Origin of the sequence: Brucella pituitosa, from assembly GCF_003049685.1 — a bacterium.
Taxonomy (GTDB): Bacteria; Pseudomonadota; Alphaproteobacteria; order Rhizobiales; family Rhizobiaceae; genus Brucella; species Brucella pituitosa.
This window is the reverse complement of the sequence record NZ_PYSY02000001.1, coordinates 1,388,639-1,413,775: the sequence shown is the minus strand read 5'-3', so window position 1 is coordinate 1,413,775 and position 25,137 is coordinate 1,388,639. Positions and strand designations below refer to the sequence as shown.

The following is a 25,137-nucleotide window of genomic DNA, read 5'->3' as shown; positions in this document are numbered from 1 at the left end:
ATTTGCAGGAGGCTCTGGCCTTTTTTATCGGCAGTGAAAGTCTGCTCGTCGGAACCATAATTCCATTTCTGTTTGTGCTGACGGTCGTCGTTTTCGTGCACGAAATGGGGCACTATCTCGTTGGCCGCTGGTGCGGCATTGGAGCAAGCGCCTTTTCTGTCGGGTTCGGACCTGAACTGATTGGCTTTACCGATAAGCACGGTACGCGCTGGAAGCTTTCTGCGATTCCCCTTGGTGGCTACGTAAAGTTTCTGGGCGATGAAAGTGCTACGAGCTCACCTGTAGGTGTGGATAACTCCAGTCTCAGCGCAGAAGAACAGAGCAGGGCTTTCCATACGCAGCCAGTGTGGAAACGCGCTGCGACGGTTTTTGCTGGCCCTGCTTTCAACATCATTCTTACGGTTGTCATCTTCAGCGTGTTCTTTGCGCTCTATGGTCGGCAGATTGCCGATCCGCTTGTCGCGGGTGTTCAGCCGGGTAGTCCGGCTGCTGAAGCCGGGTTCGAGCCGGGTGATCGTTTTGTTAGTGTCGAAGGTGAAAAAATCACGACGTTCTCTGATGTTCAGCGGATTGTTTCTGGTCGTTCGGGCGATGTGCTGGACTTCACTGTCGAGCGCAATGGCAAGATGGTGGATCTGAAGGCTACACCGGCGCTCGTTGAACGTACTGACCCTCTGGGCAACAAGGTCAAGATGGGAGCCATCGGCGTGGAAACCACGCAGGCGGTCGGAAATTTCCGCCGCATTGAATATGGTCCGCTCGAATCAGTCGGGCAGGCGATTGTTGAAACCGGGCATATCATCAGCCGGACTGGTGAGTTTTTTCAACGCTTTGCTGTTGGTCGTGAAGATAAATGTCAGCTCGGTGGACCGGTGAAAATCGCCAATATGGCGGGCAAGGCTGCAAGTCAGGGATTTGACTGGCTTATCCAGCTGACTGCGATGCTCTCCATCGGCATAGGGCTTTTGAACCTGTTTCCATTGCCGCCGCTGGATGGTGGGCATCTGGTTTTCTACGCCGTGGAGGCGATCAAGGGCAGCCCTGTGTCTGTTTGGGCGCAGGAAATTTTTTATCGTGTTGGATTCCTTGTTGTGATGGGATTCATGGGGTTCGTACTTTTCAACGACCTGTTTGCCTGCTAGATCACTGTCCGGCTGGTTGACGGGGAACTGGGTCGCGCTGCTCATCTGGCGAGACTCTCTACCGCAAGAAGCGCCGCGCACGGTGGAAGCTGTGTAGAGGTGTTAATCAGAAATGAACGTTGGGAGTGAGGACTGGAAAAGCGTAGTGATTTGTTTACCATAACCGTTAAATCGCGTGGCACGGATGTCACGCTGGTTGCTTAAGTAAACAGATTTTAACCGCGACGCTTGCTTGTATAGAAAAACCGGCTATTACGGTTGTATCTATACGTGCATTTCTGGGAAATTCGCCCCGGGGACAGAAAGAAACGAAGGTTCGGAAAGCCTATGACGGCAAGTTCTAAATTCTTTGGCGCCGCTTCAGCGCTCGCCATGTCGGTGGCTCTTGTAGCTTCGGGTACAGCTGCGCTCTCTCTGGCATCGGTAAATGCTGCTGAGGCCGCGGTCGTCAATCGTATTGAAGTGCGCGGTAATACGCGTGTCGATGCGCAGACAATCCGTGACAATATTGACATTCGCCCGGGCAAGGCTTTCAACAGCAATGATATTGATGCTGCTGTTAAGCGCCTTTTCGCAATGGGTTTGTTCTCTGACGTTCGCATCAACCAGTCTGGTGGATCGCTGATCGTTCAGGTGAGTGAACGTCAGGTTGTGAACAACGTTCTCTTCCAGGGCAACAAGAAGGTCAAAGATCCTGATCTGGCCCGCGCTGTTCAGCTTAAAGCCCGTTCGCCGTTTGATGCGGCAACGATGGAAGCTGACAAGGAAGCCATCAAGGGTGCTTACGCGCATGTCGGCCGCAGCGATGCGACGGTTAATGCTCGTACCGTTGATCTCGGCCAGGGCCGCGTGAACGTGGTTTATGAAATCAACGAAGGTTCGCGCACCAAGATCGCCAACATCAACTTCGTTGGTAATAGTGCATACAGCGCGCGTCGTCTGCGCGACGTGATCTCCACCAAGCGCTCGAACCCGCTTTCGTGGCTGACACGTAATGACGTTTATGATGAAGGTCGCCTGCAGGCTGATGAAGAAACGCTGCGTCGTTTCTACTACAACCGCGGCTATGCGGATTTCCGCGTACTTTCGTCGAATGCTACGCTGGATCCATCGACCAACGAATACACGATCACGGTTACCGTTGATGAAGGTCAGCGCTACACCTTCGGTAATGTAGGCGTTGAAAGCACCGTTGAAGGTGTGGATACGCAGGCTCTTGGTGGTCTTCTCAAGACACGTGAAGGTAAGCCTTACAGCGCCAAGCAGATCGAAGATTCCGTTACAGCTATTACTGAAAATGTTGCTGGCAGCGGTTATGCATTTGCCAAGGTCGAGCCACGTGGCGACCGCGACTTTGACAATCACACGATTTCACTCGTCTACAGTGTTGATCAGGGTCCGCGCGCTTACGTTGAGCGCATCGAAATCCGTGGCAACGACAAGACCCGCGATTTCGTTATTCGTCGTGAGTTCGACATGAATGAAGGCGATGCCTTCAATCAGGTCATGGTTCAGCGCGCGAAGCGTCGTCTTGAAGCCCTCGACTTCTTCCAGACTGTCAACATCTCGACTGCTCCGGGTGCTGAGCCTGATCAGGTTATCCTGATTGTTGACGTTGTCGAAAAGTCGACCGGTGAATTCTCGATTGGTGGTGGTTACACGACCGGCGGTGAATCGCCAGGTGCGCAGGTTGAAGCTGCTATTACCGAGCGCAACTTCCTCGGTCGTGGTCAGTTCATCCGAATCAGTGCCGGTGCCGGTCAGGACGAAATGCGTAACTACGCGCTGTCGTTCACCGAACCGTACTTCCTCGGCTATCGTATGTCGGCCGGCTTCGATGTATTCCGTCGCTCGTACCGCGTAGATAGCGGTGGCCGTTATGATGTTCAGCAGACGGGCGGCACGATCCGTTTCGGCTTGCCGATTACCGATAACTTCTCTGCTGGTCTGGCCTACAACCTCGTTCAGGAAAAGTACGACCTGTACGTTTCTGGTCCTGATGGTCGGCCTGATCCAGATTACTACGCACCTGCTCTTATCGATGCAGCAGAATTCAGCCCATGGTTGCGTTCGTCGGTTAGCTACTCGCTCACCTACAACTCCATCGACGATATGAAGAACCCGCATGAAGGTATTTATGCGAAGTTCACGCAGGAATTTGCGGGTCTCGGTGGCGACGCCAAGTATGTGAAGACGACTTTCAAGGGTAATTACTATACCACGCTTATGCAGGAAGCCGACATTGTCGGTATGCTGGGTGTAGGTGGTGGTTACATCCACGAATTTGGTAATGACGGCGTTCGTATCTTCGATCTGTTCAAGAACAATTCGGATATGATCCGTGGCTTCAAGTTCAACGGTATCGGTCCTTATCAGGATGCGAACAACGGGAACCGTTACTGGATGGGTGGAACGACCTATTTCAACGGTACGGCTGAAGTTCAGTTCCCGATGCCGATTGTTCCAGAAAGCCTTGGTATCCGTGGTGCTCTCTTTGCAGACGCTGCAACCCTGTATGGAAATGATACCACGGGCGTTAACGGCGACGACAAGAAGCTTCGCGCTTCGGCTGGTGTGAGCTTGATGTGGGCTTCGCCATTCGGTCCGTTGCGTTTTGACTACGCGTTCCCGATTGCAAAGGCTGATACCGATAAGGTTCAGAATTTCAACTTTGGTGTTTCGACCAAGTTCTAATAGATTTGCCTTTTCCCGGGGCAGACATGCCCCGGGCAAGAAAGTGCTTTGATGGCAGATCCCATTTTCTTCAAGCCTTCTCGTGAACTCACGATCGGCGATATAGTAGATTTTACCGGTGCAAAACTTCGCAACCCGAAGTTTGCACCGCGTTCTGTTGCGCGTTTAGCTTCATTGAACGATGCGAGTGAAGATGCACTCGTTTTTGTCGATGGAAAAAAGAATGCTGCCGCACTTGCTGGTATGAAAGCCGCAGGCGTTCTTTGCTCGGAAGATGTGGCCGATAGTGTTCCTTCCGATATTGCCGTGCTTATTACCAGAAGTCCCCAGCGTGATTTTTCGTCGGTCGGACGGATGTTGTTCCCTGTATCAGTGCGGCCATCCAGTTGGCTGGGCGAAACAGGGATTTCCCCGGCTGCATTCATTCATCCTTCTGCAAAGATCGAAGATGGTGCGACGATTGAAGCGGGTGCGATGATTGGCAGGAATGTCAGCATTGGTACAGGCACGCTCATTGCTGCAACGGCTGTTATTGGCGAGGGCTGCCAGATTGGTCGCGATAGCTATATTGCGCCGGGTGTAGCTGTTCAGTTTGCCATGATCGGTAATCGCGTGTCTCTGCATCCGGGTGTTCGTATCGGGCAGGATGGCTTTGGCTATGTGCCTGGCCCTAGAGGTCTTGAAAAAGTGCCTCAGCTTGGACGCGTTATTCTTCAGGATGATGTTGAAATCGGTGCCAATACCACGATTGATCGTGGCGCTTTGAACGACACGGTGATCGGTGAGGGCACTAAGATCGATAATCTGGTGCAGATCGGGCATAATGTGCGATTTGGCCGATTTTGCGTTGTAGCCGCACTTTGCGGTGTTTCGGGAAGTTGCGTTATCGGCGATCAGACCATGATCGGCGGTAGCGTAGGCCTTGCCGATCATGTGGTTATCGGTTCGCGCGTACAGATTGCTGCGGGAAGCGGCGTAATGAATGACATACCCGATGGCGAGCGTTGGGGGGGCGTCCCTGCTCGACCAATAAAACAATGGTTCAGAGATATCGCAAATATCCGGAGCATCGGGAAACCAAGAAAGGAGCAGTCCTCTGATGAGTGATGCTAATCAGAAGAAGCTGGAAACCGCAGATATTCAGGCAGTTTTGCGTGCGCTCCCGCATCGCTATCCATTTTTGCTGATCGACCGTATCATCAATATCGATGGCGATCAGTCAGCGACAGGCATCAAGAATGTCACGATCAATGAGCCGCATTTTACCGGCCATTTTCCTGACAAACCGATCATGCCGGGCGTTCTTATCATTGAAGCCATGGCACAGACAGCCGGTGCAATTACTGTGCTCAAGCAGGGAACAGATGCGCCCAGCCTTGTTTATTTCATGACGATCGACAAAGCCAAGTTCCGCCGTCCGGTGGTTCCGGGCGACCAGCTTCACCTTCACGTGAAGAAGGTGAAACAGCGCGGAAACATCTCTAAATTTGAGTGCGTGGCGGAAGTTGATGGCGTAAAGGTTGCCGAAGCTGAAGTCGCCGCGATGGTTGGCGTAGCCGAAGAAAAGGCGTGAGTACCTCGATGAAGGAAACTTTTATCCACCCTACGGCTCTTGTCGAGCAGGGTGTGGAGCTGGGACAGGGCGTATCCGTCGGTCCATTTTGCCATATTCAGTCTGGCGCCGTCATTGGTGACGGTTCCGAATTGATGAGCCATGTTGTCGTCACGGAGGCGGTAACGCTTGGTGCTGGCGCAAAGGTTTATCCACATGCCGTTCTTGGCTGCGATCCGCAGAACGGAAAGCATAAAGGCGGCCCGACGAAGCTTATCGTTGGCACAAACTGCCTTATCCGCGAAGGTGCCACCATGCATCGTGGTTCAGACAGCAGTCGCGGATATACGAGTGTTGGCGACAACTGTCAGTTTCTGGCTTACGCTCACGTCGCTCATGATTGCGATGTCGGCGACCACGTCACATTTGCCAACAATGTGATGATTGGCGGTCACGTGGAAATTGGTCATCACGCCATTCTCGGCGGTGGCTCTGCTGTTCACCAGTTCACGCGCGTCGGTCATCATGCTTTTGTTGGTGGCATGGCAGCACTTGCGCATGATCTCATTCCTTATGGCAGTGCGATTGGCAACCACGCCTATCTCGGCGGCTTGAACATTATCGGCATGAAGCGTTCGGGCATGCAGCGCAAAGATATTCATAATCTGCGCCATGCGGTGCATATGCTGTTTGATCGCTCCAAGCCGGTGCGTGAACGTGCTCAGGACGTTTTGAAGGCAATTCCCGATTCGGACGGTGTGACCGATCTTATCTCCTTTATTCTGGTGGATAATAAGCGCGCCTACTGCACCCCGCCGCTCGGTTCATCCGTAGGCGGAGCGATGGATGACGGTGACGACGCTTGATAGCGGGCAGAGCGTGACTAAGCGCCCCCGCACGGCTATCATTGCTGGCAATGGTCTTTTGCCTATTAAGGTGGCCGAGGCTTTAAAGGCGGATGGAAATCCGCCTTTCGTGCTTCCGCTGCGTGGTGAAGCCGATGCTTCGCTTTACGATTATGATCATCAGGAAATTTCGGCGGTCGATTTTGGCATGTTGATGCGTGCCATGCGTTCCGCTGGCGTTTCGCAAGTGGTTCTGGCCGGTGGGCTCCGTAATCGTCCGCATTTAAGCGATTTGAAGCTTAATTTGCCCACAATCAGGGCGATGCGTTATGTTCTCGTTGCTCTCAGTCAGGGCGATGATGCACTGCTGCGCGCATTTATGCGCCTGCTGGAACGTTATGGTTTCAAAATGGTCGGAGCACACGAAGTTGTGCCAGATCTGTTGTCGCCAGAACCAGCCCGCTGTCTCACACGATTGACCCCAGATTCGCGTGAGCGCGGTAATATCGCGCTGGCGATGGAAGCAGCTCTGCGTTTGGGTGAACTCGATGTCGGGCAGGGTGCCATTGCAACTGGCGGCCGGGTTGTGGCTCTAGAAGGTGCAGAAGGCACCGACTTGATGATTGAGCGGGTTTTTGCCTTACGTCAGGAAGGCAGAATTTCGCGTCGTGGCGGCGTACTTGTAAAAATGGCGAAGCCAAGACAGGATGAACGTGCCGATCTGCCTGCGATTGGTGTGTCGACGGTCGAAAATGCCGCGCGTGCAGGCCTTTCCGGCATTGCTATTGAAGCAGGACGCACCTTCATTCTTGGCCTGGGTGAAACTTTGGCCGCAGCAAATGAAAAAGGCCTTTTTATCGAGACGATTAGTCGAAGCACAAAGGACACGACAGGGTGAGCAAAACCAGCCGGCCATTGAAAATCGCAATCGTGGCCGGAGAGGAATCCGGCGATCTGCTTGGAGCCGACCTGATTGATGCTCTTCGTGGCCAGACTGACAGGCTTGTCGATATCGTCGGAGTTGGCGGCGAGCATTTGACTGAGCGCGGATTGAAGAGTTTTTTCGATCCGCATGAAATTGCTCTGATGGGTCTAGGTGCCATCCTCAAGAACCTTCCGGGTCTTATTCTGCGTATCAGTCAGACGGCGAAGCGGATTGTATCTGAAAAGCCAGATTGTGTGTTGTTGATCGACAGTCCGGAGTTCACGCATCGTGTTGCAAAGAAAATACGTGCAGCGGATCCGTCGATACCAATCGTAAAATACATTGCACCGAGCGTTTGGGCCTGGCGTCCGCAACGCGCAAAAGCCATGCGCGCCTATGTCGATCATGTGCTTACGGTATTGCCGTTCGAGGTTGAGGTGATGAGGCGCCTCAATGGTCCGCAGTCGACTTATGTTGGTCATCGTCTCAGCAGTTATGCACCTATCCTGAAGGTACAGGTAGCGCAGCAGGCCGCCGAGCAGAAACGCTGGCCTGACGACACGCGATGCCTGTTGCTGCTTCCCGGCTCTCGTCGTGGGGAGATTCAGATGCTTATGGAGCCGTTCGGCAAGGCGGTTGCGGAACTGGCAACACGTGTCGAAAAGCTTGAAGTCATTCTGCCTACATTGCCTCGTGTTGAGGAAATGGTGCGCACACTATCCAAAGACTGGGCAGTGAAGCCGCTTATCGTGACTGGCGACGAGGCAAAATGGCAGGCTTTTGCACGCGCAGATGCCGCATTGGCTGCGTCGGGCACCGTCTCATTGGAATTGGCCCTGTCACATATTCCGACTGTTCTTTCCTATAAGGCAGATTGGTTTGCACGTCAGTTTCTGATTTCCAGAATTACGATCTGGAGTGCAGCACTGCCCAATATTATCGCGGACGCGCCTGTTGTACCGGAATTCTTCAATGAATCCGTGAGGCCCGGCAACCTCGCGCGCTATATTGAGCAATTGATGCAGAAAGGCGCTTTTCGGCAGGCTCAGCTCGATGGCTTCGACAAGGTGACGTCCATCATGGCCACCGAGCGGCCATCAGGAGAGATCGGTGCCCGCGTTTTGCTTGATCTTGCTGAAAACGGCAGAAAGCACTAGAGCATTTCCTGTTCGTCTTGAATCATTGGAAATGCTCTATCTCTTTGTTTTTTTGCATTATCCGACGCAAAACCTCTTCGCACTTTTGCTGGAAATGCTCCAATTTTGAAGTGTTAGAGCGATCTTTGCGCGCCCAATAAGGCGCCCGACGCTCTAATTTTTCAAAATCTGTACAAACAAAAACCCCGGCAAATTGCCGGGGTTTTTTATTCTGATTTAGATTACTTGCGCTTTGCGACCGGTACGTAATCGCGTTCTGCAGCGCCAGTGTAGAGCTGACGCGGACGACCGATTTTCTGCTGTGGATCTTCGATCATTTCTTTCCACTGTGCAACCCAGCCGACGGTACGGGCAAGGGCGAACAGAACCGTGAACATTTCGGTCGGGAAGCCAAGTGCCTTCAGCGTGATACCGGAATAGAAGTCGATGTTTGGATAGAGCTTCTTCTCGATGAAATATTCATCAGTCAGAGCAATCTTTTCCAGTTCCAGAGCGACGTCGAGGAGCGGATCGTCCTTGATGCCCAGTTCGCCGAGAACCTCATGGCAGGTCTTCTGCATGATCTTGGCGCGCGGATCGTAGTTCTTGTAAACGCGGTGACCAAAGCCCATCAGACGGAATGGATCGTTCTTATCCTTGGCGCGTGCGATGAATTCTGGAATGCGGTCAACCGAGCCGATTTCTGCAAGCATGTTGAGCGCGGCTTCGTTTGCGCCGCCGTGGGCAGGGCCCCAGAGGCAGGCAACGCCAGCTGCAATACAAGCAAACGGATTGGCACCCGACGAACCGGCCAGACGCACGGTCGAAGTAGAGGCGTTCTGTTCGTGGTCTGCGTGCAGGATGAAGATACGATCCATGGCACGTGCCAGAACCGGATTGACCTTGTACTCTTCACACGGAACAGCGAAGCACATGTGCAGGAAGTTCGACGCGAAATCGAGATCGTTCTTCGGATACATGAACGGCTGGCCGATATGATACTTATAGGCCATTGCTGCGAGTGTCGGCACCTTGGCGATCAGGCGGATCGAGGCGACCATGCGCTGATGCGGATCGGTGATATCGGTCGAGTCGTGGTAGAAGGCGGACATTGCGCCTACGCAGCCTACGATCACGGCCATCGGATGCGCATCGCGACGGAATCCGGTGAAGAACTTCGTCATCTGCTCATGGATCATCGTGTGACGGGTCACGCGATAATCGAAATCAGCCTTCTGAGTTGCGGTTGGCAGTTCGCCGTAAAGCAGCAGGTAGCAAGTTTCAAGGAAGTCGCCGTGTTCAGCAAGCTGATCAATTGGATAGCCACGATAGAGCAGAACGCCTTCGTCGCCATCAATGTAGGTGATCTTGGATTCGCACGAAGCAGTCGACGTGAAGCCAGGGTCGTAAGTGAAGGCGTTCGCATTCTTGTAAAGTGGACCGATGTCGACAACGTCCGGCCCGACAGTGCCTTGTCGTACAGGCAGGTCGAACGTTTTGCCGTCGAGGGTAAAGCTTGCTGTCTTATCTGACATCGTGTTTCCTTTCGTGTCCACTTTGCCGCCCGTGTGGCGGCTGAATTTTAATCGTCGTTATAACTTGTCTCTTGTAACATCTATGTGTTCCCCGCCTACGCGGGAAACCGCATTATTTTTATGTGTTGCCCGTCCCCGTAGAAGAACGGATTTTCAACGCATTATCCAAACGATTTCGCCCGCCAAACTATCCCAATGATTTTGCGATGCAATGCGTAATTTGGTCTAATTAAGTCCGTTTTGTCACGTCAGCGTGAATGCTAACAGTTCAAACGATTTGATCTTTTATGCGTGCAAGTGACTCTTCACGGCCGAGCACAAACAGTACGTCGAATACACCCGGAGATGTAGCTCGACCTGTAAGGGCAGCGCGCAGTGGTTGTGCTACCTTGCCAAGCTTCAGGCCTACTGTTTCTGCATGGGCGCGAACTGCCGCATCAAGCGCGTCTACGGTCCATTCGCTGACTGATTCCAAATGCGGAAGGACAGCTTTCAGAACTTCGCGACCTTCGTCGTTAAGCAGAGATGCGGCCTTCTCATCAAATACAAGCGGGCGCTTTGCGAAGATAAACTTCGCACCATCAGCAAGCTCCACCAGTGTCTTCGCACGATCTTTAAGGCCCGGCATTGCTGTAAGCAGCTGCGCGCGACCCTTGTCGTCGAGAGAGGCTTCCAGTTCTTTGCCGCCTTCGATTTCCGGCAATACGGCGATCAGAGCATCGAACAGTGCCTTGTCGTCGCTGGCGCGCATATAGAGGCCGTTGATGGCTTCCAGCTTCTGGAAGTCAAAACGTGCCGCACCTTTGTTGATATCCTTGACGTCAAACCACTCGATCATCTGTTCGGTCGACATGATTTCGTCGTCGCCATGGCTCCAGCCAAGACGAACCAGATAGTTGCGCAGAGCTTCCGGCAGATAACCCATCGCGCGATAGGCATCAACGCCAAGTGCGCCGTGGCGCTTGGAGAGCTTTGCACCATCCGCGCCGTGAATGAGCGGAATATGCGACATCTGGGGGACGTCCCAGCCCATTGCATCGTAAATCACGGTCTGACGCGCGGCGTTGGTCAGGTGATCATCGCCGCGGATAATGTGGGTGACGCCCATATCATGATCATCGACGACGACGGCGTGCATATAGGTTGGCGTACCATCGGAGCGAAGGATGATGAAATCATCCAGATCCTTGTTCGGGAAGCGAACATCACCCTGAACGGCATCGCGAACAAGGGTTTCGCCTTCCTGCGGTGCTTTGATTCGGATGACCGGCTTCACACCTTCCGGTGCTTCGGAGGGGTCACGGTCGCGCCAGCGACCATCGTAACGCGGTGGGCGGCCTTCGGCACGTGCCTTTTCGCGCATATCTTCGAGTTCGGCTGGTGTTGCATAGCAATAATAAGCCTTGCCCTTGGCGACCAGTTCTTCTGCTACTTCGCGATGGCGTGGCGCGCGTTCGAACTGGGAGATGGCATCGCCGTCCCAATCAAGACCAAGCCATGTCAGGCCATCAAGGATAGCCGCCGTTGCAGCATCCGTGGAGCGCTCGCGGTCTGTATCTTCGATGCGCAGCAGCATCTTGCCGCCACTATGCTTGGCATAAAGCCAATTGAACAGGGCGGTCCGGGCTCCGCCAATATGTAGGAAACCCGTGGGCGAAGGGGCAAAACGGGTTACGACCGGTTTCGACATGACAGCTCCACTATAACAGGCCTCGTTGGGCTGCAGCGGACGCGCAGTGCGAGGCGGAATTTTGAATATGTAGCGCCCGATTGTACTCAGTCTACGGGCGGCAAGGATTCTCGATGCGGGAACCCTCTCGATTTTGGCTGGCGTTCATGTACCATAGGCAGCACAGCGCGCAAGGGCTTGAAGGTTCTTTCGCGCTAATCCGGTATTCTTCTTTAGATTAGCGGGGGACACTTTTGCAGTCAGGCGGGGGCATGACGGGCACAAGCGAAACGCGGGAGATCAATGAACGGGCGTTCGTCAAAGACATGCCCGGCGGTCTTGCACGTTCCTTACTACCCGAACCATGGCTGCCTTATAAACCAACAGAAGATCCGCCGCCAGTACTGCCACTAAAACAACGAACAGCATCCGAGCGGCTGAAGGAACTGGCGTCTGTTGTCCGGCAGAGTTTTGCTGCAGCCATGACGCGGGAAATTGGCAGAGGAATGTTTTTCCTGCTGTTTCCTATCTTTATGGGTATCGGGGCAATTATCTATTTCACAGTGTCGTTCGAACCTGCATGGCTGCAACTTACTTCGGTTCTTGGGGTATCCGTCTTTATTCGTCTTCTGTCTCGTGGGCATTTCCTGCCGTCACAGCTATTGACGCTTGTGATAGCACTCCAGCTGGGAATGATTGCGGGAAAGATCGAAACGGAGCGACGTGGAACCCAGATGCTTGGCTCTGAAGTGGCAACCCGCGTTACGGGTCGGGTTGTCGCTCTCGAATATCGGGATAATGGTAGCTGGCGCGTCACGCTCGATCTTATTGAAACGCAGAGGCCAAAGCTTCGTTTTGCCCCACAGCGTATCCGGATTACTGCGCGTGATATTCCGGCGCAAACGACGATCGGGAGTGGCCTGAACGGTTTTGCACGTCTGCGTGTGGCATCAGGCCCGGTCCGACCGGGAAACTACGATTTTGGCTTTCACGCTTATTTTGGCGGTATCGGTGCAAATGGCTTTTTTCTGGGGACGCCGAAGAGTGTGGATGTGCCCGGGCCGAGCGACATAGTTGCCAAAATTTCCGGCTCTATCGCCCAGTTACGCGTACATGTTTCCGAGCGGATTGCAGAGGTGTTGTCCGGTGAAGACGGCAGCGTTGCGGCAGCACTGATCGCAGGTGAGCGGGCAGGGATCAGTGAAGAGACCAATGAACATCTGCGCAAGGCTGGGCTCGCGCATATCTTGTCGATTTCAGGCCTGCATATGGTGTTGGCAGCCGGGGTGGTCATGATGTCGTTGCGGTCGTTGTTTGCCCTGTTTCCGGCATTCAGCGCACGATATTCGGTTAAGAAATATGCAGCTTTTCTTTCGTTGCTCAGTTGTACGTTCTATCTTGCTATGTCTGGGGCCGATGTGGCGGCACAGCGCAGCTACGTGATGATTGCCGTAATGCTTTGCGCGCTTCTGGCTGACAGAGCGGCGATCAGCATGCGTAATCTGGCGATTTCAGCAATTGCGATGATCGCAATCTCCCCGCACGAGATATTGGGCCCAAGCTTCCAAATGTCGTTCTCGGCGACAGCAGGGCTGATCGCGGCTTTCGCCTGGTGGAGTGAAAGAAAAGCCATAAGACAGTCAGGCGCGGAGTATCGCCAAGCCTCATCGCGTGGGCCTTTGTCAAAAATATTTATACCAGCAATAGCCACGGCTGCGACGTCCATTGTAGCAGGGGTGGCCAGCGGGATTTTTGCGGCCTATCATTTTAACAACACCGCCCCTTTGGGCCTTGTCGGCAATGTGCTGGCCTTGCCGGTCATTTCGATACTGGTAATGCCTTTCGCAGTTTTGAGCTTGTTGTTGATGCCGCTGCAACTTGATTGGTTGCCATTGCAAGTCATGGGATTTGGCGTTTTGCTCGTGCGACACATTGCTGAGTTTGTTGCCAGCCTTTCGCCCGACGGTAATCCCGGTGTCATGCCGGTCGCAACGCTCATCCTCTGGACGGCAGCACTTGTCATTGCGGTTACGTTCACAACGCGACTGCGGTTAATGGCGCTTCCATTTATTGTGATGGGTCTGATCGCTTTCATACGGATGCCGATGCCGGATATCCTTATCAGCGAAGATGCCAAGTTTGTGGCCGTGCGACTATCTGATGGCAATTTCGCGGTTAACCGCAACAGGCCACCGCAGTTCACAGCGCAGAACTGGCAGACGGCCTATCTGGTTGAAGCCTTTGTTCCTCCGCACATACTGAAGAAACAATCGGTTGCCGCTGATGAGCGTGCTTTTCTCTGCGAAGATGGGCTCTGTACCATTCCTCTCAGGGATGGTCGAATGCTGGCCTATACTGCGCAGGAAGATATGCGCGAGATTGCCTGTAATGTAGGCGATATTGTTGTTCTTGCTATTGCCGGAAAAAAACTACGCTGTGAGCGGTCAGGCTCGCTCGTCGTTGACAGGCAGGAACTGGCCCTAAAAGGAACTCTAGAAATAAGGTTAGGGCAAAAACTAAGCACAGACAAAATGGTTCAGGCAAAGTCTCCGGAGCGAGAGCCGGTCAGCGAGCGCGAGACTTATCGTTTCGCGCCTGCAATGCCTCGCAATATCGGAGACTATGCGGACAAACTGGACTTTTCCGTCGATGCGCCCACACGCCCCTGGCATCTCTATCGCCTCTACTCACGAGCAGCGCGCGGTCTGCCTGACCGTGAGTATCGGAAGAAAGCCGGAGCAGAAAATGCAACTGGCTCTGATCTTCCTCAATGATTTAGAGCGCGTTTCGATCTGATTGGATCAGATCGGCGCTCTAAATATTTTTTTAACGCGCATCTTTGTCCGAAAACCGTTTCACACTTTTCGGGATGCGCTCTAATAGCGCCGGATCAAACCGATCAGCTTGCCCTGAACACGAACTCGGTCAGGACCGAATATCCGCGTCTCATAGGCTGGATTTGCAGCTTCGAGCGCAATGGAAGCGCCTTTGCGGCGGAAACGTTTCAGTGTCGCTTCTTCGTCATCCACCAGAGCAACGATGATTTCACCTGGATTGGCTGTGTCGCCGCGCTTGATGATGACAGTATCACCATCGAAAATTCCGGCTTCAATCATCGAGTCGCCCTTGACCTCAAGCGCGTAGTGTTCGCCTGCGCCAATCATTTCTGGCGGAAGGCTGAGCGAATGGGTCTGATTCTGGATCGCCGAGATTGGTACACCAGCAGCGATACGTCCCATCACAGGGATGGACACCATGGTCGATACATCGTCATTCGCAGTCGCCGGAGCTGGGCGAATAGGCGTAGGGGCAGGTGGCGCCTTGCCGAGACTGCCTTCGATAACGCTTGGCGCAAATTTCTTTTGCGAATTCAGTCCGGGAGCAATGGAATCCGGCAAACGAAGCACTTCCAGTGCGCGGGCGCGATTTGGAAGCCTGCGGATGAAACCGCGTTCTTCCAGCGCTGTGATGAGCCGATGAATGCCCGATTTCGAGGCTAAATCAAGAGCCTCTTTCATCTCGTCGAAAGACGGAGGAATGCCCGTCTCTTTCAGACGTTCATGAATGAACAGCAGAAGCTCGTGCTGTTTACGGGTCAACATGCGCTACACCCTCCAGACCAGAATCAAATAAAAACAAAACCAGAACGAACACTATATGTTCCAGTCTTGTTCTGCAATGGTTTTAAAATGATTAACGGACTGGCGGAATTGGATGCGTTCGTTACAGCATCAATATTATGCAGGCGTCACCGGTCAATGAAGCGGGTGCGTTTTCATCTCTGACCAGCAGCGCATCGGATCGAACCAAGGCGGAAAGCATTGATGAATCCTGGATAGGAAAAGGCGTTGCGATCAATGTTCCGTCAGCATCCTGTTCGACTGTTGCCCGAACAAAATCGCGCCGGTGATCATTCGCATTCATTGCCTGACCAAGCTTTGCGGGACGAATATCTGCAGTCAGATCCGTGCCGGATAGTTTGGCTACCAATGGGCGTAGAAATACGAGGCTGCAAACAAGGCTGGAAACGGGGTTGCCTGGCAGGCCGATGACGTGGACCGTTTTGCCTGAAATGCTCTTGCGACCATACATCAACGGTTTACCGGGACGCATGGCGATTTTCCAGAAATCGAGATCGACACCGCAGTTCTTCAACGCGCCGGGCACGTAATCACGATCACCAACGGACGCGCCGCCGATAGTGACGAGAATATCGATGCCATCGTCGAGCACCTGGCTGATCGCTGATTCGATCTTTGTCGGATCGTCAACGATAATGCCCATGTCTTCGGGCTTGCCACCTGCGCGGCGCACAATTTCAGCTATTCCCAAACTATTGGAGGCTATAATCTGATCAGGACCGGGGAGCGCTCCGGGCGGGACGAGTTCATCGCCAGTGGCGAGAATGGCAATTCGGGGCTGCCTGAAAACGGAAATCGTTGCATTGCCGCTGGCAGCGGCAAGAGACAGTGCCGGGGCGTCAAGTTCCCGCCCAACTGGAAGAACGGTGTCACCGGGTGCAAAGTCGAGACCCGCGCGGCGGATGTGACGGCCTTTATCAAGCCCATGTTGGACTGTCAGCTTGTCACCGGAACGTTCGGTGTCTTCCTGAATGACGATGCAGTCAGCGCCGACCGGTATGGGTGCGCCCGTGAAGATGCGCACGGCTTCGCCTTCGTTGAGCTGGCCATCAAATCGCTTACCCGCTGCCGATTCACCGATCACTGTAAGCTCAATCGGATATTCGAGGTTCTGAGGCGCGATGAGCGCATAGCCGTCCATGGCGGAACAATCGAATGGTGGCTGGCGCAGTTTTGCCATGACCTGCTCGGCAACAACGCGGCCGCCTGCTGAAGCAAGTGCAACCTGCTCAAAATCATGCGGCTCGGCGGTGCTCAGGATGCGGGCAAGTGCTTCATCGACCGGGAGAAGGGACATATGGTTTCCTCTCGTCTGGATATCAGGCTTTCCAGTCACCTGACTTGCCGCCGCTTTTTGCCGAAACGCGGATGTCGGTGATCTCCATATGGCGATCGACAGCCTTCGCCATGTCATAAATGGTCAGGCAGGTGACGGAAACGGCAGTCAGTGCTTCCATTTCTACGCCGGTACGGCCTTTAAGCTTTGCCGTGGCACGAACACGCAAACCGGGAAGCGTCTGATCAGGCTCAATATCAACCGATACTTTGGTCAGCATCAGCGGGTGGCAAAGCGGGATAAGATCAGCAGTTTTCTTCGCAGCCATGATGCCAGCGAGACGCGCGGCACCGATAACGTCACCCTTGGCTGCATTGCCTTCCAGAATGAGCGCCAGCGTTTCGGGCTGCATCCTGACAGCACCTTCAGCTGTGGCCTGACGTTCGGTTTCAGCCTTGTCGCCGACATCGACCATGTGGGCAGCGCCGGTCTGGTCGATATGGGTGAGCTTGGCCGCCATATCTCAGGCCTTGCCGGTCAGAAGTTCGCGGGTTGCGGACGCAACGTCTTCTTTGCGCATCAGGCTTTCGCCGATGAGGAATGTGCCGATATTCGACTTTTCGAGACGTAGGCAATCATCATGAGTGAAGATGCCGCTTTCGCCGACCAGCAGACGATCCGAAGGCACCATCTTTGCGAGCCGCTCGGAAACCGCAAGGTCGACTTCAAATGTACGCAGGTTGCGATTGTTGACGCCGACGAGACGCGACGAAAGCTTGAGTGCGCGTTCCGTTTCCTCTTCATCATGGACTTCAATCAATGCATCCATGCCGAGCTCGAAAGCGGTTTCTTCAAGCGCCTTGGCGAGATCGTCATCAACACTTGCCAGAATGATAAGAATGCAGTCTGCACCCCAACTGCGCGCTTCATAGACCTGATAGGTATCGAACAGGAAATCCTTACGTAGCGCGGGCAATGAACATGCATCGCGTGCAGCCGTCAGAAATTCCGGTGCACCCTGAAAGGATGGCGTATCGGTCAGCACGGAAAGGCAGGCAGCACCGCCATCTTCATAGGCCTTGGCCAATGCGGGTGGATCGAAATCCGGGCGAATGAGGCCCTTCGATGGACTTGCCTTTTTAATCTCGGCGATAAGCGCAAACTTGTTTGCAGCGCGCTTGGCTTCCAGTGCTTTGAGGAAACCGCGCGTCGCAGGCTGATCCTTGGCCCGTGCCTTTACTTCTTCCAGTGGAAGGCGAGCCTTGGCAGCAGCGATCTCTTCAAGCTTATAGGCTTCGATTTTCCGCAGAATGTCGGTGGACATGGTTCGATCCTCTCCGTCAGAGCGGTTTATCGTTGGACACGGCAATAACTTTTTGCAGAACTGCAAGTGCTGAACCGCTGTCGATGGATTGCGCAGCGAGAGCGATACCGTCCTTCAGGTCTTTTGCCTTACCTGAAATGACAAGTGCTGCGGCAGAATTCAACAAAACGATATCACGATAGGCGTTTTGATCGCCTTCGAGAACGCCACGCAGAGCTCTGGCGTTTACTTCGGCTTCGCCACCTTTAAGTTCCGACATATCGACACGGCGCAAGCCCACATCTTCAGGCTCAATCTCGAATGTGCGAATCGTACCGTTTTCAAGCGCTGCGATTTTCGTGGTGCCTGCTGTGGTCATCTCATCGAGACCATCGCCATAGACAACCCATGCGGTTTCAGAACCAAGTTCTTTGAGAACCTGCGCCAAAGGCTCGACCCATTCAGCCGAGAACACGCCGACCAGCTGACGTTTGACACTCGCTGGGTTCGACAATGGCCCAAGCAGATTGAAAATAGTGCGGGTTCCAAGTTCGACGCGCGATGGGCCGACATGACGCATCGCCGAATGGTGAGTCGGTGCGAACATGAAGCCAAGACCGGCTTCGCTGATGCTGCGGCCAATTGTGTCTGCGTCGGCTTCGATGTTGACACCAAGGGCTGCTAGCGCATCGGCAGCACCCGAACGCGAGGAAAGGGCGCGATTGCCGTGCTTGGCAACAGGCACGCCTGCACCTGCGACGACAAAAGCCGAACAGCTCGATACATTGTAGGAACCGGACTGGTCGCCACCAGTACCAACGATATCAACAGCGTTGGTCGGCGCGGAAACCGGCAGCATACGCGACCGCATGGAGGCAACTGCGCCGGCAATTTCCGGCACTGTTTCACCGCGTACCCGCAGAGCCATCAGGAAGCCGCCCACCTGTGAAGGCGTTGCCTGTCCAGACATCATGATGTCGAAGGCTGCTTTGGAATCCTCGAACGACAATGGATTGCCGGAGGCAGCCTTGGCGATATAGGGTTTTAAGTCAGCCATTATCTTACACCTGTCTGGGACCTGCCGCGGGTCAGAATGCCAACGCGTTGTTGATGACCGTCTGATTGATCCGCACGGGATACTGCTTCTGCAACTCGCCAACCAGCTGTTCGAGAACGTCATCGGTAAGCGTCGTCGACAGATAGGTCTGCTGCTGTTCAGGAATTGCTTCCGGACCTGCGGCAGTTGGTTCGGTGACTTCGATAACCTTGAACAGGATCTGAGCGTCATCAGATGCAGCAGCAGCCGTACCTGTGTGTTCGTTCGGCCCGCGGAAAACCTGTGCGGTCGCAGCAGAGTTGAAATCAGCATCGTTTGTATTGCGGGTGATGCCGCGTTTGGTCTGCTTTTCAACACCCGCAGCTGTAGCAATCGCGTCAAGCGTTTCGCCACCGTCGAGGCGCTTCTTCAGATCTTCCATACGCTGATTCAGACGCTTCACAGCTTCTTCACCCTTCCACGCAGCAACGACCTTATCCTTGACTTCATCAAGCGTGCGGTCGCGGGCAGGGGTGGTGCCATCGATCTGGTACCAGAGGTAACCAGTATTGCCCAAGGTCAGAGCGTCGTTGTCAAAGCCTTGTTCAGCCTGAAATGCAGCTGAGAGAAGTGCTTCTGAATTTGGAAGCTCGACTGCATTGCCGGCCGGATCGTTGCCTTCAGCGTCAATGGCGTCGACCGTAACGGCCTTGAGGCTCAGGCCTTTGGCGACGTCAGCCATGCTGCCACCGTCCGAACGCTGCTGTTCATATGCGTCGTGCAGGCCATTGATGCTGGTGATTGCAATATTGGTTGCAACTGTGTCGCGAATTTCGGCTTCAACTTCCGACTGCGCTTTGACGTTCGCTGCGTTCACCTTGGTGACACGGAGAATGACTGGGCCGAATGCACCCTTGACCACATCACTTACGCCGCCTTCGTTGAGCGCAAATGCTGCGTCGGCAATAGTCGCATCAGGAAGAGCAGACTTTTCAAAGGTTCCAAGAACCAGATCAGCTTCGCTCTTGCCCTGTTCCGTGCCGATATCAACAAAGCTCGTACCGGCCGCGATTTTCTGATGTGCGGCCTGAGCGGCAGCTTCGTCAGCAAAGCTCAGCTGTTCGATGGTGCGCGTTTCAGTGGTGCTGAAGCGGCTTTTGTTCTTTTCATAATATTCGTTGATTTCATCCTGCGTGACGGCGGCTGGATCGGCAATATCCGATGGCTCAAGCTTCACATAGGTGATCTTGCGGTATTCCGGTGCCTTATACTCGTCCTTGTGCTCATCAAAATAAGCCTTGAGAGCATCATCAGAAGGGGTAGGAACCGCATCGGCTTTTTCAGCCGGAATAGTGATGTAATCCGCGCTGCGGCTTTCACCCTGATAAAGAGCGAGTGCTTTCAGCATCGTATTTGGCATTTTCATGCCGTCGGTTGCTGCTTCGACGATCTGCTGACGACGGGCGACTTTCGCGCGGTTGTCGAGATAGTCTTGTGCACGAATGTTTGATTGGCGCAGAACAGCATCAAATTGAGCGCGGCTGAAATTGCCGCTTGCATCCTGAAAAGAAGGATCTTCAGCAGTGAGACGCGCGATACCATCCTTGGAGAGGCCAAGCTGCATGTTGCGAGCCTGTTCATCCAGGACGACGCCTGCTGCAAGCTGTGCGAGAACCTGATTTTCAACGCCGAGCTGTTGAGCCTGTTCACGGGTTAGCCGCTGACGGAATTGCTGGGACAGACGCATCAGCTGTTGCTCGTAGGCAAAGCGATAATCTGTTGCGCTCACTTCCGACTTGCCAGCGCTGAGCGCTGCATTGCCAGACATGTCACCCCGGAATGCATCTGCGATACCCCAGACTGCAAAACTCAGAACAAGGAGGCCGAGAAGAAGCTTAGCAACCCAGGATCTGGCGGCATCACGCATACTGTCGAGCATTGGAAACCCTTTAAGAACAAAACAAAGCCCGGCTATCGATAAAGATAAGCCGTGTGAGGGGATAACCTTAAGCTAGGCCCCGATGCAAGTTCTCATTGAGTATAGACCACCAAGAACGTTGCATTGCGTGACGAATACGCTTAGTCAGTGGCAAAATTTGGCGCTCCATACACGTTATCAGGCGGTTGGCGTCGTTCAAGGCGAGGAGAATGATATGACTCCGGGAATCCGTCCGCTGGTTGCTGGCAACTGGAAAATGAATGGTACGGGAGAATCCCTAACGGAACTGCGCGCAATTACTGCGGGCCTGAGTTCCGATTTGGGTCGCAAGCTTGATGCTGTCATCTGCGTTCCGGCAACTTTGCTATCGCGTGCGGCTGAAACGCTCGAAGGTGGAACCGTTGCATTGGGTGGTCAGGATTGCCATCCGAAAGTTTCAGGTGCGCATACAGGCGATGTTTCGGCCGAGATGCTTAAAGAAGCAGGTGCAAGCCACGTCATTCTTGGTCACTCCGAGCGCCGCACGGATCACCGTGAAGGCAATGATCTGGTTCGCAGCAAAACCGAATCTGCATGGACCGCTGGCCTTATCGCGATTGTCTGCGTTGGTGAAACGGCTGACGAGCGCAAGGCAGATCGCACACTTGATGTGATCGGCGATCAGCTCGCCGCTTCACTTCCTGAAGGTGTGAAAGCAGAAAATACCATTGTTGCCTATGAACCCGTTTGGGCTATTGGCACAGGCTTGACGCCAACTGTGCAAGACGTTCGTGCGGCTCATGCTTTCATGCGTGAGAAGCTGACCGAGCGCTTCGGTGCCAGTGGCGCGCACTTGCGTCTTCTCTATGGTGGTTCGGTCAAACCGGCAAATGCCATTGAATTGCTGAGCGTGCCTGATGTTGATGGCGCATTGGTGGGTGGAGCCAGCTTGAAAGCAACGGACTTCCTCGCCATATGCGAAACCTATCGCAATCTGTGATGAGTGTCTGCGTCCTTTAAATCTAGAGCGTTTCCTGCTTTTCTTGAATCATTGGAAATGCTCTATCTCTTGGTTTTTTCGCATTATCCGACGCAAAACCGCTTCGCACTTTTGCTGGAAATGCTCTATATCGGACGCAGGGCTTGGATTATCGCACAATAGCGTGTAAAGAGCCGCTCTATCTATTTGTATCATCGCTGTCCGGGGCGGAAATCTTGTTGTTTCTCCCGGTTACGCATTAGTCCAGAGATATAAAGACCGTAACCTATGCAGACCATAGTCATTGTCATTCATTTGTTGATCGTTCTGGCGCTTGTTGGCGTTGTGCTCATCCAGCGTTCCGAAGGCGGCGGCCTTGGTATCGGCGGTGGTTCGGGCTTTATGACGGCACGCGGCGCAGCTAACGCGCTGACCCGTACAACAGCTATTCTCGCGATTGGCTTTTTCGCCACGTCGCTCGTTCTGGGTATCATGGCCCGCTATGGCGAAAAGCCAACGGACATTCTGAACCGTATCCCGGCAGCAGGTAGCACGCAGAATCCTCCTGCTGGTGGAACCGGAACCGGTGGCGGCATTCTTAATCAGCTGGGCGGTGAGTCTTCGCGCACCAATGAAGCAGAAACGCCTGCTTCTGGTTCGGCTCCGGCGACTGCACCAACGCAGCCACAGGCTCCGCAGGTTCCAAGCTCACAGTAAGAGCTTTGTAATTGCAGGAAATTTCAAAGCCGGCTCGAAAGGGCCGGTTTTCTTTTTGTTAAACATGAGTTCGCAAAGTGTTGCATGCTGGCAATAGGCTCTCCCGAATCGTGAGGGATAGCCATTGTGGATAATTGAGTAGTGCGACTGTTTACAGTATGGAGGGCGAAAGCCTGAACGCGATGTTGCGACAGGTGTTTTCCGCACTGCTTGGGTTTTCGGGAATAGATCATGTCTTCACGTTTTATTTTGATGGCTGGCATTGCAAGCCTTTGCATTGGACTTACGGGCCCAAGTTTTGCTGCTGGTGCTGAAGCCGAGCTTACTGCTGCGGCAACGGGTGTTCAGCAGGTCGCTATGGCAAATGATGCCAAGGAAAAGCCTGCCAAGAAGAAAAAGAAGAGTGCTTCAAACGCGGGCGCTGCGAAGAAGGTCGGTCTTAACCGCTATAACATCGACCCGCGCTATCAGGCGCAGTCTGTTACCTTCACTGGCTACGAAGCAGGGACGATCGTCATCGATCCTTCGAAGTATTTCCTTTATCTCGTTGAAAGCTCGACGACAGCCCGCCGTTACGGCATTGCGGTTGGTAAAGTTGGTCTTGAGTTCAAGGGAACTGCAACTGTCAGCGCAAAGCGCGAATGGCCACGCTGGATTCCGACCAAGGAAATGATCGAACGCAATCCTGCTCAGTATGGCCGCTACAAAAACGGCATGGATGGCGGTCCGGGCAATCCGCTTGGTTCGCGCGCCATGTATCTGTTCCAGGGCAACAAGGATACGTATATCCGTATTCACGGCACCACTCAGCCATGGACAATCGGTAGCCCGGCTTCCAATGGTTGTTTTCGTATGACCAATGACGACATTCTGGATCTGTATGATCGCGTTGGCATGGGCGCAAAAGTCGTCGTTCTCTGATTTTTTGTAGAAATACCCGAAAGGCCGGGATTTCCCCGGCCTTTTTTCGTGCGCATGTAACAAATGACGCTACATGGTGCGAGCAGGGCTGAACTTGGTGGAAGCATCCGGTTTTCCCATATGGGAAGCTGATCGGGTGTGATTTTGATGGAAAAAACGCTGGTCACACTTTTTTTAGTGGCGGAATCAGCAAGAAGGGTCTAACGACGTAAGCCCATGGCGCGATATGTATTCATCACAGGCGGCGTGGTTTCTTCCCTTGGAAAAGGCATTGCCGCAGCAGCTCTGGCTGCACTCCTTCAGGCACGTGGTTACCGCGTGCGTATCCGTAAACTCGACCCTTATCTGAACGTCGACCCCGGCACGATGTCGCCTTACCAGCACGGTGAGGTGTTCGTCACTGACGATGGTGCTGAAACAGACCTTGATCTGGGCCATTACGAGCGGTTCACCGGTCGTCCTGCAAATCAGCGGGACAACATTACCACCGGTCGCATTTACCGCAACATCATCGAAAAGGAACGCCGCGGCGATTATCTCGGTGCGACGGTTCAGGTTATTCCCCACGTCACGGATGAAATCAAAAACTTCGTCCTTGAAGGCAATGACGATTATGATTTCGTTCTGTGCGAAATCGGCGGTACGGTCGGCGATATCGAAGCCATGCCGTTCCTTGAAGCCATTCGTCAGCTCGGCAATGAGCTGCCACGCAACAGCGCGGTTTATATCCATCTGACATTGATGCCGTATATTCCTGCGGCAGGTGAACTCAAGACCAAGCCTACGCAGCATTCGGTCAAGGAACTGCGTTCGATCGGTATTGCACCGGATATTCTTCTGGTGCGTGCGGATCGCGAGATTCCGGCTTCTGAACGTCGCAAGCTGTCGCTTTTCTGTAATGTGCGTGAAAGCGCAGTCATTCAGGCGCTCGACGTTTCGACAATTTATGATGTGCCGATTGCTTATCATAAGGAAGGTCTCGACAACGAAGTGCTTGCAGCATTCGGTATCGAACCTGCACCTAAGCCACGTATGGAACGCTGGGAAGGCATTTCCCATCTTCTGCACAATCCGGAAGGCGAAGTTACCATTGCCGTCGTCGGCAAATATACTGAGCTGAAGGATGCTTATAAGTCGCTGATCGAAGCGCTGCAGCACGGTGGCATTGCCAACAAGGTCAAGGTCAATCTCGACTGGATCGAAGCCGAAGTCTTCGAAAGTGAAGACCCATCACCGTATCTCGAAAAAGTTCACGGCATTCTGGTGCCGGGCGGCTTTGGTGAACGTGGTGCAGAAGGCAAGATCCTTGCTGCCAAGTTCGCTCGCGAGCACAAGGTGCCTTATTTCGGTATCTGTTTCGGTATGCAGATGGCATGTCTCGAAGCCGCGCGTAACCTTGCCGGTATCGAAAATGCTTCATCGACCGAGTTCGGTCCGACCAAGGAACCTGTTGTCGGTCTGATGACTGAGTGGCTCAAGGGCAATATGCTCGAAAAGCGTACGAAATCGGGTGATCTTGGCGGCACGATGCGCCTTGGCGCATATGATTCCACGCTTAAGGCTGGAACGCGTATTGCCGAGATTTACGGTACGACCGAGATTTCCGAACGTCATCGTCACCGCTATGAAGTGAACGTTGACTATAAGGACCGCCTTGAAGCGAGCGGCCTCGTATTCTCTGGTATGTCGCCTGACGGCGTTCTGCCGGAAACAGTTGAATATGCTGATCATCCCTGGTTCATCGGCGTGCAGTACCATCCGGAACTGAAGTCGCGTCCGTTTGAGCCACACCCACTATTCTCTTCCTTCATCGCGGCTGCGATGGAGCAGGGCAGACTGGTTTGATGC

At 53.7% G+C, this 25,137-nt stretch carries 20 protein-coding genes; 12 read left to right on the top strand and 8 right to left on the bottom strand.

Going from position 1 to position 25,137, the window contains the following annotated elements:
- Nucleotides 1-2 precede the first annotated feature (2 nt).
- The 7 genes from rseP to lpxB all read left to right on the top strand — a co-directional run bounded on the left by rseP (nt 3) and on the right by lpxB (nt 8,315).
- Nucleotides 3-1,142, top strand: a complete 1,140-nt coding sequence (rseP, locus tag C9380_RS06915) for an RIP metalloprotease RseP (protein ID WP_024897085.1) — start codon at nt 3-5, stop codon at nt 1,140-1,142.
- Nucleotides 1,143-1,469: 327 nt separating this feature from the next.
- Nucleotides 1,470-3,836, top strand: coding sequence for an outer membrane protein assembly factor BamA (gene bamA, locus C9380_RS06910; RefSeq protein ID WP_100558881.1), 2,367 nt, complete (start codon nt 1,470-1,472; stop codon nt 3,834-3,836).
- A gap of 51 nt (nt 3,837-3,887) precedes the next feature.
- Nucleotides 3,888-4,943, top strand: a complete 1,056-nt coding sequence (lpxD, locus tag C9380_RS06905; protein ID WP_100558882.1) for a UDP-3-O-(3-hydroxymyristoyl)glucosamine N-acyltransferase — start codon at nt 3,888-3,890, stop codon at nt 4,941-4,943.
- Complete coding sequence (gene fabZ, locus C9380_RS06900) at nt 4,936-5,409, top strand: 3-hydroxyacyl-ACP dehydratase FabZ (RefSeq protein WP_024897088.1); 474 nt, start codon at nt 4,936-4,938, stop codon at nt 5,407-5,409. Before lpxD ends, fabZ begins: the two co-directional genes overlap by 8 nt.
- A gap of 8 nt (nt 5,410-5,417) precedes the next feature.
- Nucleotides 5,418-6,254, top strand: a complete 837-nt coding sequence (gene lpxA, locus C9380_RS06895) for an acyl-ACP--UDP-N-acetylglucosamine O-acyltransferase (protein WP_128093273.1) — start codon at nt 5,418-5,420, stop codon at nt 6,252-6,254.
- The gene (locus C9380_RS06890; protein ID WP_105705856.1) at nt 6,235-7,131 is read left to right on the top strand and encodes an LpxI family protein; all 897 of its coding nucleotides are present in this window, start codon (nt 6,235-6,237) and stop codon (nt 7,129-7,131) included. The genes lpxA and C9380_RS06890 overlap by 20 nt, the downstream gene beginning before the upstream one ends.
- The gene (lpxB, locus tag C9380_RS06885; protein ID WP_128093272.1) at nt 7,128-8,315 is read left to right on the top strand and encodes a lipid-A-disaccharide synthase; all 1,188 of its coding nucleotides are present in this window, start codon (nt 7,128-7,130) and stop codon (nt 8,313-8,315) included. The genes C9380_RS06890 and lpxB overlap by 4 nt, the downstream gene beginning before the upstream one ends.
- Nucleotides 8,316-8,536: 221 nt before the next feature.
- Here lpxB and gltA read toward each other — a convergent pair whose 3' ends face one another.
- Together gltA and gltX are read right to left on the bottom strand one after the other, a co-directional pair.
- The gene (gene gltA, locus C9380_RS06880; protein ID WP_024897092.1) at nt 8,537-9,829 is read right to left on the bottom strand and encodes a citrate synthase; all 1,293 of its coding nucleotides are present in this window, start codon (nt 9,827-9,829) and stop codon (nt 8,537-8,539) included.
- A gap of 268 nt (nt 9,830-10,097) precedes the next feature.
- On the bottom strand, nt 10,098-11,519 hold the full coding sequence (gene gltX / locus C9380_RS06875) for a glutamate--tRNA ligase (protein ID WP_100558885.1): 1,422 nt from the start codon (nt 11,517-11,519) through the stop codon (nt 10,098-10,100).
- Nucleotides 11,520-11,770: 251 nt separating this feature from the next.
- Here gltX and C9380_RS06870 point away from each other — a divergent pair, with 251 nt between their 5' ends.
- Entirely contained in the window at nt 11,771-14,272 is a 2,502-nt protein-coding gene (locus C9380_RS06870) for a ComEC/Rec2 family competence protein (RefSeq protein ID WP_128093271.1), read from the top strand.
- Between the two features lie 102 nt (nt 14,273-14,374).
- On the opposite strand, the gene lexA is transcribed toward C9380_RS06870, so the two are convergent.
- From lexA to C9380_RS06840, 6 genes are all read right to left on the bottom strand, one after another.
- Complete coding sequence (lexA, locus tag C9380_RS06865) at nt 14,375-15,100, bottom strand: transcriptional repressor LexA (protein ID WP_024897095.1); 726 nt, start codon at nt 15,098-15,100, stop codon at nt 14,375-14,377.
- A 121-nt stretch (nt 15,101-15,221) separates the two neighbouring features.
- Nucleotides 15,222-16,436, bottom strand: a complete 1,215-nt coding sequence (locus C9380_RS06860; RefSeq protein ID WP_111787423.1) for a molybdopterin molybdotransferase MoeA — start codon at nt 16,434-16,436, stop codon at nt 15,222-15,224.
- A gap of 22 nt (nt 16,437-16,458) precedes the next feature.
- Entirely contained in the window at nt 16,459-16,935 is a 477-nt protein-coding gene (gene moaC / locus C9380_RS06855; protein WP_111787424.1) for a cyclic pyranopterin monophosphate synthase MoaC, read from the bottom strand.
- Nucleotides 16,936-16,938: 3 nt separating this feature from the next.
- Entirely contained in the window at nt 16,939-17,739 is an 801-nt protein-coding gene (gene trpC, locus C9380_RS06850; protein WP_128093270.1) for an indole-3-glycerol phosphate synthase TrpC, read from the bottom strand.
- 16 nt (nt 17,740-17,755) lie between these two features.
- Nucleotides 17,756-18,775: an anthranilate phosphoribosyltransferase gene (gene trpD, locus C9380_RS06845; protein ID WP_128093269.1), complete on the bottom strand. Its 1,020-nt coding sequence runs from the start codon at nt 18,773-18,775 to the stop codon at nt 17,756-17,758.
- A 31-nt stretch (nt 18,776-18,806) separates the two neighbouring features.
- Entirely contained in the window at nt 18,807-20,693 is a 1,887-nt protein-coding gene (locus tag C9380_RS06840; RefSeq protein ID WP_128093268.1) for a peptidyl-prolyl cis-trans isomerase, read from the bottom strand.
- Nucleotides 20,694-20,907: 214 nt separating this feature from the next.
- Between C9380_RS06840 and tpiA the strand changes: the two genes are divergently transcribed.
- From tpiA to pyrG, 4 genes are all read left to right on the top strand, one after another.
- Nucleotides 20,908-21,672, top strand: a complete 765-nt coding sequence (gene tpiA, locus C9380_RS06835) for a triose-phosphate isomerase (RefSeq protein WP_128093267.1) — start codon at nt 20,908-20,910, stop codon at nt 21,670-21,672.
- Nucleotides 21,673-21,939: 267 nt separating this feature from the next.
- A complete protein-coding gene (gene secG / locus C9380_RS06830; RefSeq protein WP_024897102.1) occupies nt 21,940-22,368 on the top strand; it encodes a preprotein translocase subunit SecG in 429 nt (142 codons plus the stop codon).
- Nucleotides 22,369-22,599: 231 nt separating this feature from the next.
- Complete coding sequence (locus tag C9380_RS06825) at nt 22,600-23,289, top strand: L,D-transpeptidase (protein WP_024897103.1); 690 nt, start codon at nt 22,600-22,602, stop codon at nt 23,287-23,289.
- A gap of 216 nt (nt 23,290-23,505) precedes the next feature.
- The gene (gene pyrG, locus C9380_RS06820; protein ID WP_024897104.1) at nt 23,506-25,134 is read left to right on the top strand and encodes a CTP synthase; all 1,629 of its coding nucleotides are present in this window, start codon (nt 23,506-23,508) and stop codon (nt 25,132-25,134) included.
- Nucleotides 25,135-25,137 lie beyond the last annotated feature (3 nt).

Excerpts from the sequence above, each read along its gene's own strand:
- C9380_RS06840 (WP_128093268.1), bottom strand. The coding sequence starts at position 20,693 with ATGCTCGACAGTATGCGTGATGCCGCCAGATCCTGGGTTGCTAAGCTT.
- pyrG (WP_024897104.1), top strand. The coding sequence starts at position 23,506 with ATGGCGCGATATGTATTCATCACAGGCGGCGTGGTTTCTTCCCTTGGA.
- gltA (WP_024897092.1), bottom strand. The coding sequence starts at position 9,829 with ATGTCAGATAAGACAGCAAGCTTTACCCTCGACGGCAAAACGTTCGAC.
- C9380_RS06890 (WP_105705856.1), top strand. The coding sequence starts at position 6,235 with ATGACGGTGACGACGCTTGATAGCGGGCAGAGCGTGACTAAGCGCCCC.
- lpxA (WP_128093273.1), top strand. The coding sequence starts at position 5,418 with ATGAAGGAAACTTTTATCCACCCTACGGCTCTTGTCGAGCAGGGTGTG.
- trpC (WP_128093270.1), bottom strand. The coding sequence starts at position 17,739 with ATGTCCACCGACATTCTGCGGAAAATCGAAGCCTATAAGCTTGAAGAG.
- C9380_RS06825 (WP_024897103.1), top strand. The coding sequence starts at position 22,600 with ATGTCTTCACGTTTTATTTTGATGGCTGGCATTGCAAGCCTTTGCATT.
- C9380_RS06870 (WP_128093271.1), top strand. The coding sequence starts at position 11,771 with ATGACGGGCACAAGCGAAACGCGGGAGATCAATGAACGGGCGTTCGTC.
- lpxD (WP_100558882.1), top strand. The coding sequence starts at position 3,888 with ATGGCAGATCCCATTTTCTTCAAGCCTTCTCGTGAACTCACGATCGGC.
- C9380_RS06860 (WP_111787423.1), bottom strand. The coding sequence starts at position 16,436 with ATGTCCCTTCTCCCGGTCGATGAAGCACTTGCCCGCATCCTGAGCACC.
- moaC (WP_111787424.1), bottom strand. The coding sequence starts at position 16,935 with ATGGCGGCCAAGCTCACCCATATCGACCAGACCGGCGCTGCCCACATG.
- tpiA (WP_128093267.1), top strand. The coding sequence starts at position 20,908 with ATGACTCCGGGAATCCGTCCGCTGGTTGCTGGCAACTGGAAAATGAAT.
- fabZ (WP_024897088.1), top strand. The coding sequence starts at position 4,936 with ATGAGTGATGCTAATCAGAAGAAGCTGGAAACCGCAGATATTCAGGCA.
- bamA (WP_100558881.1), top strand. The coding sequence starts at position 1,470 with ATGACGGCAAGTTCTAAATTCTTTGGCGCCGCTTCAGCGCTCGCCATG.
- secG (WP_024897102.1), top strand. The coding sequence starts at position 21,940 with ATGCAGACCATAGTCATTGTCATTCATTTGTTGATCGTTCTGGCGCTT.
- gltX (WP_100558885.1), bottom strand. The coding sequence starts at position 11,519 with ATGTCGAAACCGGTCGTAACCCGTTTTGCCCCTTCGCCCACGGGTTTC.
- lexA (WP_024897095.1), bottom strand. The coding sequence starts at position 15,100 with ATGTTGACCCGTAAACAGCACGAGCTTCTGCTGTTCATTCATGAACGT.
- trpD (WP_128093269.1), bottom strand. The coding sequence starts at position 18,775 with ATGGCTGACTTAAAACCCTATATCGCCAAGGCTGCCTCCGGCAATCCA.